The sequence below is a fragment of the Anabaena sp. FACHB-1391 genome (assembly GCF_014696755.1).
Lineage (GTDB): Bacteria > Cyanobacteriota > Cyanobacteriia > Cyanobacteriales > Nostocaceae > Dolichospermum > Dolichospermum planctonicum.
On the sequence record NZ_JACJQS010000032.1, the window covers coordinates 29,896 to 44,015 of the forward strand.

General features: G+C 38.9%; 12 protein-coding genes and 1 pseudogene. 10 read left to right on the plus strand and 3 right to left on the minus strand.

Going from position 1 to position 14,120, the window contains the following annotated elements; translation table 11 throughout:
• The first annotated feature begins 59 nt into the window (after window positions 1-59).
• Entirely contained in the window at window positions 60-1,106 is a 1,047-nt protein-coding gene (gene trpD / locus H6F62_RS15110; protein WP_190372391.1) for an anthranilate phosphoribosyltransferase, read from the plus strand.
• On the opposite strand, the gene H6F62_RS15115 is transcribed toward trpD, so the two are convergent.
• Entirely contained in the window at window positions 1,036-2,190 is a 1,155-nt protein-coding gene (locus H6F62_RS15115; protein ID WP_306420258.1) for a retropepsin-like aspartic protease, read from the minus strand. The two genes, trpD and H6F62_RS15115, sit on opposite strands and share 71 nt — an antisense overlap.
• 110 nt (window positions 2,191-2,300) lie before the next feature.
• Between H6F62_RS15115 and H6F62_RS15120 the strand changes: the two genes are divergently transcribed.
• The 6 genes from H6F62_RS15120 (at window position 2,301) to H6F62_RS15145 (ending at window position 7,757) form a co-directional block, all read left to right on the plus strand.
• The gene (locus tag H6F62_RS15120; protein WP_137909337.1) at window positions 2,301-2,783 is read left to right on the plus strand and encodes a hypothetical protein; all 483 of its coding nucleotides are present in this window, start codon (window positions 2,301-2,303) and stop codon (window positions 2,781-2,783) included.
• A 193-nt stretch (window positions 2,784-2,976) separates the two neighbouring features.
• Window positions 2,977-4,122 carry a glutamine-hydrolyzing carbamoyl-phosphate synthase small subunit gene (carA, locus tag H6F62_RS15125; RefSeq protein ID WP_190372392.1) on the plus strand — a complete coding sequence of 382 codons (1,146 nt, stop codon included), beginning with the start codon at window positions 2,977-2,979 and terminating at the stop codon, window positions 4,120-4,122.
• 175 nt (window positions 4,123-4,297) lie between these two features.
• Window positions 4,298-4,648: an STAS domain-containing protein gene (locus H6F62_RS15130; RefSeq protein ID WP_236097182.1), complete on the plus strand. Its 351-nt coding sequence runs from the start codon at window positions 4,298-4,300 to the stop codon at window positions 4,646-4,648.
• 559 nt (window positions 4,649-5,207) lie between these two features.
• A complete protein-coding gene (locus H6F62_RS15135) occupies window positions 5,208-5,687 on the plus strand; it encodes a ribonuclease III domain-containing protein (RefSeq protein ID WP_028083670.1) in 480 nt (159 codons plus the stop codon).
• 424 nt (window positions 5,688-6,111) lie between these two features.
• On the plus strand, window positions 6,112-7,296 hold the full coding sequence (rlmB, locus tag H6F62_RS21035) for a 23S rRNA (guanosine(2251)-2'-O)-methyltransferase RlmB (RefSeq protein ID WP_347238716.1): 1,185 nt from the start codon (window positions 6,112-6,114) through the stop codon (window positions 7,294-7,296).
• Window positions 7,297-7,454: 158 nt separating this feature from the next.
• A complete protein-coding gene (locus H6F62_RS15145) occupies window positions 7,455-7,757 on the plus strand; it encodes a DUF1816 domain-containing protein (protein ID WP_137909334.1) in 303 nt (100 codons plus the stop codon).
• A gap of 391 nt (window positions 7,758-8,148) precedes the next feature.
• Here H6F62_RS15145 and H6F62_RS15150 read toward each other — a convergent pair whose 3' ends face one another.
• A complete protein-coding gene (locus H6F62_RS15150) occupies window positions 8,149-8,904 on the minus strand; it encodes a thioredoxin domain-containing protein (protein ID WP_137909333.1) in 756 nt (251 codons plus the stop codon).
• Between the two features lie 154 nt (window positions 8,905-9,058).
• Here H6F62_RS15150 and H6F62_RS15155 point away from each other — a divergent pair.
• The 3 genes and pseudogenes from H6F62_RS15155 to H6F62_RS15165 form a co-directional block, all read left to right on the plus strand.
• Window positions 9,059-9,364 (plus strand): annotated as a pseudogene (locus H6F62_RS15155) (pentapeptide repeat-containing protein); the annotation flags it as partial.
• A gap of 257 nt (window positions 9,365-9,621) precedes the next feature.
• Window positions 9,622-11,313, plus strand: a complete 1,692-nt coding sequence (gene ilvD / locus H6F62_RS15160; RefSeq protein ID WP_190372393.1) for a dihydroxy-acid dehydratase — start codon at window positions 9,622-9,624, stop codon at window positions 11,311-11,313.
• Between the two features lie 115 nt (window positions 11,314-11,428).
• Entirely contained in the window at window positions 11,429-12,343 is a 915-nt protein-coding gene (locus H6F62_RS15165) for a glutaminase (protein WP_190372394.1), read from the plus strand.
• Here H6F62_RS15165 and H6F62_RS15170 read toward each other — a convergent pair whose 3' ends face one another.
• Window positions 12,344-13,687, minus strand: coding sequence for a hypothetical protein (locus H6F62_RS15170; RefSeq protein WP_347238715.1), 1,344 nt, complete (start codon window positions 13,685-13,687; stop codon window positions 12,344-12,346). It abuts the gene before it with no gap.
• Between the last annotated feature and the right edge of the window lie 433 nt (window positions 13,688-14,120).

Genomic DNA, 14,120 nt, shown 5'->3' on the forward strand with positions numbered 1-14,120 from the left:
GTGAAACAAAAAACCATTTGTCGGTAAAATTATATTCAACATCATTAAAAACCTGAACCATGGATTTTACTATTTGGTCTAACTTACTCAAACAATTATTAGAAGGTCAATCATTATCCCGCACCCAAGCAGCAGAATTAATGCAAGGGTGGATAAAGGAAGCTATTCCCCCAGAATTATCCGGGGCGATTTTAATGGCTTTAAATTTTAAAGGTGTTTGTGCTGAAGAATTAACAGGCATGGGAGAGGTTTTAAAATCTCTATCTTCGGTGGCTATCAATAAAAGCGACCAGAGCCAATTTCTGCCATTAATTGATACTTGTGGTACTGGTGGTGACGGCGCTTCTACATTTAATATTTCCACCGCTGTGGCTTTTGTGGTCGCTGCTGCTGGTGTACGGGTGGCTAAACATGGTAGTCGTTCTGCTTCTAGTCTCACGGGAAGCGCTGATGTTTTGGAAGCATTGGGAGTTAATTTGACTGCTACCAGTGAAAAAGTGCAAGCAGCAGTCGAAGAGGTGGGAATTACCTTTTTATTTGCACCGGGGTGGCACCCAGCACTGAAAGCAGTGGCCCCTTTACGGCGAAATCTCAAGGTAAGAACTGTATTTAATTTACTAGGTCCTTTAGTAAATCCACTAAATCCTACTGGTCAGGTGATTGGTGTGTTTGATCCGAAACTCATAGCTACTATGGCTGAAGCTTTGCATCTCCTGGGGACACAAACGGCTATTGTTTTACATGGTAGAGAAAAATTAGACGAGGCTGGTTTGGGTGATATTACTGATTTGGCGATCTTGAAGGATGGTCAAGTATCCTTAACTACTGTTAATCCCCAGGAGATAAATGTCAAAGCTGCTGACATTACCGCTGTTAAGGGTGGTAATGTACAAGAAAATGCTGTGATTCTTAAAGAAGTTTTGCAGGGAAAAGGGACACAACCACAACAAGATATAGTGGCGTTAAATGCTGCCTTAGCATTGCAAGTAGCCGGGGTTGTTCCCTGGTTAAATCATGATCAGGGGGTGACTCTAGCTAAGGAAATTTTACAAAGCGGTAGTCCCTGGACAAAGTTGGAACAGTTAATTCAATTCCTGGGGGATTAACTTCTGAGTGGGTTTGGGGACGAAATTCTACAACATGACGTTTGATGGTTATATCGTAATTACCGAAAAAGTCATGTCCTAAAAGTCCTGTTTCTAATTGCGTACCAGCGATCGCTACTGAAACTTTATTTACCCTCATACCCTCGACTTCCATGGAATCAAGGTAGCCAATGGGAAATTCCACAGCTTTAGCACTAGCGGTATTAGCTTTAGCTTTCCCAGTTGGTACTACACCTAAAGCTGCTGCTATCTTCTGAGTAATTACAGTCCCACTTGCACCTGTATCTACAATCATTTCAAATTGTTGTGTACCATTGAAAGTAACTTCAATAATTGGTGTACCACCCATGCGCCGCTTAATTGGGACAATAAATACCTCATTTTTGCGGGGGAGCATTGCTAATGGGGGAGAAGTAGGTAATAATAGGGGTTTTGAGCTTTCAATAGGAGTTTGTGGTTTGGGAACATCAATGATCACTGGTTGTGGCTGGGTAAGGGAGGATGTTAAATTTGTCGGTTTAGCTTGTTGACGAGCATAGGCAATTTCACGACGATATTTAACAATTTGACTTTGGGCAAAAGCGAAATTGCCACTATTACGCTTAATCTTTTGCATGAGAGCGATCGCATCTTGAAACAGACTTACCACCAAATTCCAATCATCCACAGATACAGCAGATTGGCTGATACTTTTAGCACCAGCAGCTTTATCGAGAGCCATTTCCAAAGTGCTTAATTGAGTCGGAGAAGATTCTAGTGGGTTTGATGTTTGACTGACCAACGGTTGTTTAAATTGACTAGGAGAATGAATTGCGGCCAAACTCCCAGTAGCCAAAGATGATTTAGATCCATCTGTGGTTGTTTTCTGCTGATCTTGATTACAAGCACCAGTTAGAAACGCTAAACTAACCGAACAAGAAATGAGGGCTAGACGAGACAAAGAGTATTTAAGCATAATGGATATTTTAACCGCCCTGGCTGCTCTTACCAAGTTTAACCCCGCCACCAAATTAAAAATGCTTGGCCGTTTAATCATTGCAAAATTAAAGTTTTGATTGGGATTTTCCGGTAATATGTATATCATGATTTTTTGCAAAAGATTGTATAGTAATTACGGGAAAGTTCTTGGTTGCCGATGAATATGGTATAGAAATATTCAAGGCTATCATTTATATACAAGTAGAGGTATTAACCATGTCTAGCGCGGTTTTAATTGATTTTGATCAAATTTATCAAGTTCGGGGCAATAAGGTTGCTTCTACTTCAAAATTTGATGAAATTGTTTCACATTTAAAAAAAGCATCTAGAGAGATCAAAACTGAGTGGAGCAATTTTTCTACTGAACAACGTGATTACTTAAGAGATTTTGCCTACTCTTGTATTGAACCAACCCAGAAAGCTACAGGGTTTTTGGAGATTCTCAAATCAAAAATTTATTTGCTCTTTTTGAATCTTACCTCCCAACGAGAATCTTTTGATGCTTGTGTTAATGCTATTGATTTCTTGGTTGATACAATTCTTGATTGTATTGAGCAAGATGATCCCGGTTATCAGGCTGTTTTATCTGATACTTTAGAGGAATTGCGTTTAAATTACGAACGGATTCCAGAAGTAAAGCCGGAGGATAGTAGTGTCTGGTTGCGAAATATATTCGATGAGGCCATTGCCGAAGTTTAAGCTTAGTCTTATTAGGCTTGTTAAAACTCACTACAAAAAAAATAAAAGAGCACTGACAATTATAGAAATGAATATTGTAGAGTCCCCACCTTCATAAACCATGAGAAAATATACCTTTACAGTCTTCTAAAAAAATAAGTTATAGAAGATATAAAACCCCTTTATCTCTCCAATTACCAATTACAAACGATCTATGCCTCTATCTGAAACAATTCCGGCGCTATTGGTCCTAGCAGACGGCTCCACTTATCGCGGTTGGTCCTTCGGTGCTACGGGGACCGCCATTGGAGAAATCGTATTTAACACTGGTATGACCGGATATCAAGAAGTGTTAACCGATCCTAGTTACTGTGGACAAATCGTTATTTTTACTTATCCAGAACTAGGTAATACTGGTATTAATAATGAAGACGAAGAGTCTAATAAACCTCATGTTCAGGGAGCGATCGCCCGGAATATTTGTCACAAACCGAGTAACTGGCGTTCCACCCAATCCCTACCCAAATACCTGCAAAAGCACCAAATACCGGGCATTTATGGTATAGATACCCGGGCGCTAACTCGCAAAATTCGGATGTTTGGAGCGATGAATGGTGGTATTTCCACAGCAATTCTGGATGAAACAGAATTGTTAGAAATGGTACAAGCTGCTCCCAGCATGACGGGATTAAACTTAGTCAAAAAAGTAACTACAAAATCCGCTTATGAATGGCAAGAAACCACAACAGCCCCTTGGGAATTTAACCCCGAAGCGGTAGCTAAAATTAGGGAAACCTTCACCGTTGTTGCTTTAGACTTTGGAATCAAGCGGAATATCTTACGTCGTTTAGCCAGTTATGGATGTCGCGTCATAGTTGTTCCTGCCGATACACAACCAGAAGAAATTCTCAAATACAATCCAGATGGTATTTTCCTCTCCAACGGACCAGGAGACCCTGCCGCAGTCACAGAAGGTATCAACACCACCAGAGCCTTACTAGACAGCCAAAAACCCATGTTTGGCATTTGTATGGGACACCAAATTTTAGGTCACGCGCTCGGAGCAGAAACCTTTAAACTAAAATTTGGACATCGGGGTTTAAATCAACCTGCGGGACTACAACAGCGAGTAGAAATTACCAGCCAAAATCACAGTTTTGCCCTTGCCCCAGACTCCCTACCAACTACAACGGTTGAAGTCAGCCATTTGAACCTCAATGATTTAACCGTAGCAGGAGTGCGACACAAGACCCTACCTGTGTTTTCTGTTCAGTATCATCCAGAGGCCAGTCCAGGACCCCATGATGCTGATTACCTGTTTGAACAGTTTGTGCTAGAAATGCAAGCAGTACGTCAATAAATTTTGGATTTTGGATTGGCGATTTTAGATTGAACTCGCGGATAAAACCACTCTCAAATCTCAAATCGGAAATTCTTAGTCATAGACAAATTGCCCACAAACCATCTATACTAGAACGTTTACTTTTAGTAAAAAGAACGAGGAGGAAATTATAGCTGAACCACTAAATCTAACCGTGAGCCTCAGAGGTACACGCGAAGTCCGGGATAACTGTCAGCTATTCCGCCTCACAGGCTTGTTAGACGCTTTCTCTGAGCCAACATTTCGTAAGACACTCAGCAGTAAAATTGAAGAAGGTCCAAAACACATCATTTTGGATCTTTCACAAATAGACTTTGTAGATAGTTCTGGATTAGGTGCGCTGGTACAACTGGCCAAGCTGGCTAAACCTGAACCTGAAAGTAAAGGCACTTTACAAATTGTCACTAATGCTCGTGTCACCCAAACGGTTAAGCTTGTTCGTTTAGAAAAGTTTCTCTGTCTACGAGAGTCAGTTGGTGAAGCCATAAACAACATCCCATCTTGATTGCTTGAATGGAAAATCTGAATTAGGCTATCCTATGTCAAAGGATAGCTTAATTTTTATAGAGCTTTATAGAGCAAAAATCTATCTCTTAGTGTGGTGATGAAGTAAAAACACTTAATTTAATGTACTATATTAAAAATTGAATATAACTCAATGCAGTTGATTTAAAAAAATTGTCGGTTGGGTAGAAGGGACTGAAACCCAACATTGGCAGGAATTGATCAGATTTTGTTCCTCAAACCAATCTCAATAAACCTGGAATTTCCGACTTAAAGGAAACATACTATTCTATAATAGAAACTCTGAAATTTTGATAGCAACACGATCCTAGTCGAAAATACTGGGTGTGAATAAACGTAAATCATCTGGCTTACGTGACGCTACACTATCGGAAAGCCCACCAAATTAGTTGATAGGTCTAAAGAAACAATATCAGTAAATTTTGGTTATGGTTACTAATTTATAATATGCTCAGTATGCGAACATTGCTTTTGTAATCAAAGTAATGTTGGCGAAAATTATCTCCCGATGTAGTGCTTTTTTAAGGAATGATTAATCTGTGAAGTCGAAGGAGGAAACAGCCCAACATGAAGAAGATGAAACTACTGCGCAGGATTCATCAGACATTAACCCATGGTTGGTAAATGCGACGCAACTGCCCCAGCAAATATCCCCAGATCAAATAAAACAGATATCTCCTTCCGCTTTAGCTTATTTGGGGGACGCAATTTATGAATTATATGTTAGAATGTTTTTTCTGTGGCCACAACAACGACTGGAAAACTACCATCGTTCCGTAGTGGATCAGGTAAGAGCAGAAACACAAGCGATACATTTGCGAATGTTAACTCCTTACTTGAGGAGTAACGAATTAGAAATTGTTCGCAGAGGTCGTAACTCTGCCCATTGTCGTCATAAACGACTCAATCCCGAAATTTATCAACAGGCAACTAGTCTAGAAACCTTAGTTGGCTATTTATATCTTACTGATTACCCCCGTTTAACTGAACTATTACAAAAACTCCCTCTGGAAAAATAGTCAGAAGCTACATCTGGTAATTGTTACTGATTTGTAATGGTTCATTAAATTAATGTCATCGGGCTGTTCACTGATTTAAACCAAACCTCAATACTGAAATACTGCTATGACAAGTCAACCCAAAAAAAATAATTCTGCCAGCGAACCTAAGCGTGGGCAACCCGTAAAAATTAAGGGTAAGCGCGTTGTTCCTCACTCTGTGCGTAATCAAGGCAAAAGTGAAAGTAAACCTCGCACCTCTCGCTATGCTGCGGACAAATCCCCGGAAATTAGATTAAATAGAGAAGATAAGCCTTATGCTCCTAAACCTCGCACCTCTCGCTATGGTGCCGATAAATCCCCGGAAGTTAGATTAAATAGAGAAGATAAGCCTTATGCTCCTAAACCTCGCACATCTCGCTATGGTGCGGACAAATCCCCGGAAATTAGATTAAATAGAGAAGATAAGCCTTATGCTCCTAAACCTCGCACATCTCGCTATGGTGCGGACAAATCCCCGGAAATTAGATTAAATAGAGAAGATAAGCCTTATGCTCCTAAACCTCGCACATCTCGCTATGGTGCGGACAAATCCCCGGAAATTAGATTAAATAGAGAAGATAAGCCTTATGCTCCTAAACCTCGCACATCTCGCTATGGTGCGGACAAATCCCCGGAAATTAGATTAAATAGAGAAGATAAGCCTTATGCTCCTAAACCTCGCACCTCTCGCTATGGTTCTGAGCAGTCTTCAGAAATCACATTAGCTGAAGGTAAATCCTTCAATGCTAGATACCGTCCCTCTTACCCATCCTCTCAACCGTCTTCAGAAATTACACCCACAGAAGAAAGTGATCTCATTTACGGTCGTCATCCAGTTTTAACTGCTTTGGAAAATGAACGTAGCATTAACAAGCTGTGGATTACTACCCGTCTCCGCTATGATCCCAGATTTCATCATTTGATTTTGCAAGCCAAGGATAATGGCGCAGTTATTGACGAAGTTGAACCAATGCGGTTAGACCAAATTACTGGTCGCGCTAATCACCAAGGAATAGCCGCTCAAATTTCTCCTTATTCCTATACTGAATTAGAGGATCTGATTAGTAAGGCTAAATCTATTAATGATCCTGTAATTGTTGTTGCTGATGGTATCACTGATCCCCACAACTTAGGGGCAATTATTCGCACAGCTGAAGCTATTGGCGCTCACGGTTTGGTGATTCCCCAAAGAAGGGCGGCAGGAATTACTTCAACGGTGGTGAAAGTGGCAGCGGGAGCATTAGAAACCTTTCCTGTAGCTAGAGTTGTTAATCTTGGTCGGGCTTTAGAACAGTTAAAAGAACAAGGTTTTTGGATTTACGGGACTGCTGTTACAGGTAGCGAATCATTGCAAAGCGTTAAATTTAGTGGTCCTGTGGTTTTAGTCGTGGGTGGTGAAGGTGAAGGTCTGGGGATGTTGACACAACGTTCTTGTGATGTTTTGGTATCTATTCCCTTACAGGGTAAGACTCCTAGCCTCAATGCTTCCGTGGCAACTGGTATGGCACTTTACGAAATTTATCGTCAAAAATCGCAAAATACGCTGTACTTTGATAAACTACAAACAATTGCCTTGAAAAAAGAATAATCAAAGCGTTTGTAGTTAAACCAGTCGGGGTAAAATTGGACAAAGTTGACTTCGCGGATAAATATCCACGAAGTCGGCAACTATAAAGAAATGTAAAAGATAATAAATTTAACCTATTCTCACACACTCAGTCACACGTTTATCAATCAGCGGAAACCATGAAAACAATTTGGAATAACCTTCAAGAAGGGTTGATTAATACATTAAATGTCCTCGGACTTGCTTGGTGGGTAAAAATTATCACACATACCCCCAAATGTACATACTACTTCGGTCCATTTTTCAGTTCTGTGGAAGCAAATAAAGCCAGTATTGGCTATATAGAAGATTTGGAAATTGAAGGAGCGCAGGGGATTATAGTCAATGTAGAACGTTGTAAACCTAGTGTGTTAACAATTGCTGAAGATTTGGGGGAATGGATTGACCGTAAAGTAAAGCCTGTCTTTAGCGGTCAAATATAGTCTAACAAGTAATTGGGCTGTCACCGTTCCTAGGCTAATCCTAGGAACGAACTTTGTTGAATCTAGACTTTTATTCTATTACTTGTTCTAATCTTATTAACTATTAAATGTAAAGGACAACATCGGGACTAAAGCCCGCACTAGAAAAAAATATAATTTTGTGTCAGACTTACATAAGTCCTATTGACATTGATCAGAATAGATGCTTATGGCGATCTTGAACATAGGAATTGAGAAGTGAAAAGTTATACTTATCACTTCTCAGAGACTACTCCTTACACTTATGCTAATTAAAACAGATAATCAATAAGTGCAACCTCTAGCTAAAGATGCAGATTTGTTGGCAATGGCAATAAAATCGGTGTAAATTATTGCCATATATCAAATATTATTATTTACCTCCCAATATTTCTTCAAGTTCTGTTAGCTTCACAGGTCCAGAAAAATTCTGACTGGTAATAATAAAAGAAGGTGTTCCCCCTAGTCCTAATTTTTGTGCTAATAATAGGTCATTTTGGATAGGTTTAATAGCTAATTGGCGGTCATTATTAAATTTTGTGAGATTTAATTTCAGCCTTTTAGCAATATCTAAATATAAAGTCTCACCCAATTGTTTTTGATTTGTAAACAAGGCATCATGATATTCCCAAAACTTACCTTGTTGAAATGCTGCCCAAGCTGCTGTAGCTGCTGGTAATGCTTGTTCATGAATTTGATAAAGGGGAAAATATTTATAAACTAATGTAAATTTATTAGGATATTTTGCTAATAAATCCTTTAGCTTTTTATGTGCTTCTGCACAATAGGGACATTCAAAATCAGAGAATTCTATCAATACAGTTTTTGATTGAGTCGCACCAATTGTAGGAGAATCACCAATTATAGTTTTGGGATTTGTTTGCAAATTATTGATAAATTCTTGTCGTGATTGTTGTAGTTTCTGTTGCTGCTGCTGCTGATATGCTTCCACAGATTCAATAATTATTTCTGGATTTTTGCGAATAATTTCTAGAACTTGTTGTTCTAGCTGGGGGTCTATTTTAGGGTCTATTTTAGTATCAGCTTGAACGGGGAGTGACCAGCTGAAAATTAGGCAGATAAAGCTAAAAATTACTAAATTTCGGAAATGAGTAAAAATTTTGAACATTTGTCAAAGCTATAGAATTAGCAATGTAATTTTATCAACTGGCGGATAAAATAGCAATTATCCCGATTTTATTTTATAGAATCATGCCTTTTATCAAAATATATATTTAAAATATATTTTTAAATTAAAACTGGGGTGAATACAAATATAAATTATGAAAGGTAAAATTTTGGCTACATCTGTATTTTTACTCACATTCAACTTATCAGGTACAGTTGAAGCTGCAAATTATGAAGATATGAGACAGTTATTAGCAAATAAACAATGTCCAAAATGTCTTTTCAGCAATGCTGGTTTAGTCATGGCTGACTTAGCCGGAACAAATTTAAGCGGGGCTAATCTTGCTGGTGCGGATTTACGAGGGGCAAATTTAAGCGGTGCAAGTTTATTTGGTGTGAATTTAAGCGAAGCTAAACTTAGTGGTGCAAACTTAACTGGTGCTGATTTAAGAAACACCTTTTGAATGAATGCTAAATTAAAAGACACCAATATAACAGGGTTAATCAACAGTTAAATGCTGCTCACAATTTGAGTCAAGAAGCGGTCAGATTGACCGTGTTAGCCTGTGGACTAGATAGTACCGATATTTCTAGGATGAAGCAGGAAAAAAAGCTGGTAATTGTTAGCTTATGTTAGCTTTTTTGTATCAGAGTTTAGGTTCGGTCTTATTATAATACTCACAACTCAACGATAATCGTAAACAAGGAAAAAAAATAGATGGCAGACAATTTTAAGAGTAAAGCGATCACACAAGGGGTACAGCGATCGCCCAATCGGTCTATGTTGAGGGCTGTAGGTTTTCAAGATGGAGATTTTGACAAAGCCATTGTCGGTATTGCCAATGGATACAGTACGATTACCCCTTGTAACATGGGGATTAACCAATTAGCACAGAGAGCAGAAACCGCTGTAAAAACCGCCGGGGCAATGCCGCAAATTTTCGGGACAATTACCATTAGTGATGGTATTTCTATGGGAACAGAAGGGATGAAATACTCCCTAGTATCACGGGAAGTAATTGCTGACTCCATTGAAACAGCCTGTACAGGGCAAAGTATGGACGGTGTATTAGCCATTGGTGGTTGTGATAAAAATATGCCAGGGGCAATGTTAGCCATGGCCAGAATGAATATTCCTGCCATCTTTGTTTACGGTGGCACAATCAAACCCGGACATTATGACGGTAAAGACTTAACCGTAGTTAGTTCCTTTGAAGCCGTTGGCCAGTACAGCGCGGGAAAAATTGACGAAAATGAACTGTTAGCGGTTGAACGTAGTGCTTGTCCCGGTGCAGGGTCATGTGGAGGGATGTTTACAGCCAATACCATGTCTTCAGCATTTGAAGCAATGGGCATGAGTTTACCCTATTCCTCTACCATGGCAGCCGAAGACCCAGAAAAAGCGGACAGTACGGAAAAATCGGCCATTGTCCTGGTTGAAGCTATTCGCAAACAAATATTACCTCGGACAATCATCACCCGTAAATCTATTGAAAACGCCATTTCTGTAATTATGGCGGTAGGTGGTTCTACTAATGCAGTTTTACATTTTCTGGCCATTGCCCGCGCTGCTGGTGTAGAATTAACAATAGACGACTTTGAAACCATTCGCGGCCGTGTTCCCGTTTTGTGTGATTTAAAACCTAGCGGTAGATATGTAGCTACAGATTTACACAAAGCCGGCGGTATTCCCCAAGTCATGAAAATGCTTTTAGTCCATGACTTACTCCATGGTGACTGTATGACAATTTCCGGGCAAACTGTGGACGAAGTTTTAGCAGATATCCCCGCAGAACCACGGACTGACCAAGATGTAATTCGTCCCTGGAATAATCCGATGTATGCTCAAGGACATTTAGCTATTCTCAAGGGCAACTTGGCCACGGAAGGAGCAGTAGCCAAAATTACCGGAGTCAAAAAGCCTGTAATTACCGGACCGGCAAGAGTATTTGAGTCGGAAGAGTCCTGTTTAGATGCGATTTTAGCAGGGAAAATAGCAGCCGGAGATGTGATTATTATCCGTTACGAAGGACCAAAAGGCGGACCTGGTATGAGAGAAATGCTGGCCCCCACCTCTGCTATTATCGGTGCTGGGTTAGGTGACTCTGTAGGATTAATTACCGACGGACGTTTTTCCGGTGGTACTTACGGTATGGTGGTCGGTCATGTTGCCCCAGAAGCAGCCGTAGGTGGTAATATAGCCTTAGTAGCAGAAGGTGATAGCATTACTATTGATGCTCATGCCCGGTTGTTGCAACTCAATGTATCAGATCAAGAATTAGCTACTCGTCGTGCAAATTGGCAACCACTTCCACCCCGATATACTAAAGGGGTACTAGGGAAATATGCCAAGCTAGTATCTTCTAGTAGTGTGGGTGCTGTGACAGATTTGAATTTATTTACTAATTAGTAATAACTAATTATATCACATCCCGGACTTTTTCAATAAGTCCGGGATTTGTATTTCATATGTATTTCATATTCAGATATTTTATATTTTTTATATTGATTTGAGGACTAAGGTTTTGATAGGAATAAAAAACATCAATATACATGATTTATCTATTTGGGTGGAACAAGCAAAAACCCAAGCAGCACAAGGAAAAGTTATTGAACGCATTCCCCAATTAGCTATGGCTAACCCTCACTGGTTTGCTGTTAATATAATTTGTAAATCAGATGAAAGTTACAGTTTAGGAAATACAGATTGTATATTTCCATTTATGAGTGCAATTAAACCGTTTTCTCTACTATATTTATTGGAACAATTCACTGCAAAACAGGTTTTACAATGGGTTGGTATTCAACCCTCAACCGCACCTTTCAATTCTTTAGCGCAATTAATAGCAGATAATGGACATCCTCGTAATTCAATGATTAATAGTGGCGCTATTACTCTTGCTGATAAGTTTCCAGGAAAAGATAGCAATGAATCTACACAACTGTTCTGTACATGGTTAAATAAGTTAGCAGGTACTAGTCTATATATAGATTTAGATATTCTTGCTTCGGTTCGTGCTAATCGTTCTCCTATAAATATAGATATTACTAATTATCTCTATGAAGCCGGAAATGTAAATAATATTAAATTTGCTCTTGATGTTTATGAACAAATATGCTGTATATCTGGACGAGTAGAAGATTTAGCGAAATTAGGAAAAATACTAGCTTGTGAAAATGATTTTATCAATAATCAAAACCGTCAAGTTGTGAATGCAGTCATGTTAACTTGTGGTTTGTATGAAGTTTCCGCAGAATATAGTATCAAAATTGGTTTACCTATGAAGTCGGGTATTAGTGGTGGACTTATAACTATAGTACCAAATCAGGGAGCGATAGCCAGCTACAGTCCTGCTTTAGATCATGCTGGTAATTCTGTAGCTGGTTTAGCACTAATGGAAATTTTATCTCAAAATTTACAACTGAGTATTTTTTATTAATTACTCTTCAAGTTGAGATTTGATATTTCCCATTGTTTGAGGAACTGAATCTGTATCTAGTTGATTTGGATTTGATTCTAGTGGTTCTGTTACTTTTGACTGTTGTTCTGTTTTTGGTGCTGGTGTTTCTGTAATGTCAGCAGGTGTAACTTTGGGAATTAATTGTTGTTCTGTTTTTGGTGCTGGTGTTTCTGTAATGTCAGCAGGTGTAACTTCGGGAATTAATTGTTGTTCTGTTTTTGGTGCTGGTGTTTCTGTAATGTCAGCAGGTGTAACTTCGGGAATTAATTGTTGTTCTGTTTTTGGTGCTGGTGTTTCTGTAATGTCAGCAGGTGTAACTTCGGGAATTGATTGTTGTTCTGTTTTTGGTGCTGGTGTTTCTGTAGAATTAGGTTCAGCAATCGGAATTTTAACTGTATAATTCTGGTCTACAATGCCACGTACTTCATCTGCTGTCAATTCTCCTCTGACAATTTTTGAAAGAGTATCTTGACCATTGGGTTGATAGTTAATTAATCTGATAGTGGTGTTAAAGGCATTTTTTACAGGTTGTCCTTGATTATTGAGAAATTCTAGTTCTACCCAAGTTTGGCCAGGTTTAAAGCCTTTAAGATAAATTGGTTGCCAACGATCAAGAATGAAACTTTCACCATTGATTGTGCTACGAATACGCCAGTTGCTCATTATATCATCAGGATTAGTTTCTGCGACACTGTGCAACGGTGCATTAGTTAAGTAGAAATCCAACATAATTGGTTCTGCACCATAATTACCATTAGGACGACTGTAGGTAAGTAAAGGTAATTTAGCATCAGGATTATTTTCCTCGGTTTTCGTAAAAATATGAAATGTAGTTTGAGCATACGCACCTTCATTTTTAAAACTTTCATGCCACGGACGAGAAGCAAAAACGCGGAGAGTATGGGTACCCGGAGATAAATTTGGTAATACTACCGATTGATTTAGGTCGTAAACAGCTATATAAGGTTTGTTATCTAAAATTAGGTGCAAATGGGGTCCAAGTTGCCATTGAGGGTCTTTAAATATTGGTAAGTCCTTAACCTGCAAACGCACGTTAACGGTATCTTCCTGAAGAACTTCATCTATTTTGGGACTGAGAATACTAACTTGGGGTTGATAACCTTCTAGACTAGGACGCAATGCTTGAATAACATCTGGTGGTGCAGTTTCCGAAAACGTCCCCGAAATTTCTGAAGCTGGTGGTGCTTTAACCTGGGGCTGAATAGATGGTTCTTTGCTGCTTACTGCTTCAACGCAACCGCTTAAACTCACGACTAGAAATAACGCGAAAACCCATTTAATAATTGGGAGTCTCTTTGACAAAATTCGCTGAAAAGATTTTCTCCACCCAGTGTTCATGTTTTGATCCTGTAATAGTTTTTAACAATTAACGCAATCATTGTGACGCAAATTATGACTCATGGACTATGGAGTAAAAGCATAAATCTATGGCCAGAGTTATAAATTTACTGACTTTTTTCTGATTACAATGGTAAACAAGTAATTTTTTTGACTGAATTTCTGGACAAGAATTTGCTTTTAGACGGCCAAATTTGGTCAAAAGTCCTTGAATAGCAAGTTTTTAAGCTGCTTTAAGTATAAATCATTTAATTTACAAATTGTTGTTATTTGTAAATTAAATGAAGAGTCTATTGACATTTGGACAATATATGAATTTGTAAAGTAGATGAGACCAGAAATTTGGCTATTTTTAATTATTGTTAACAGGTGTATAACAATGAGCAAGTTCAGACTC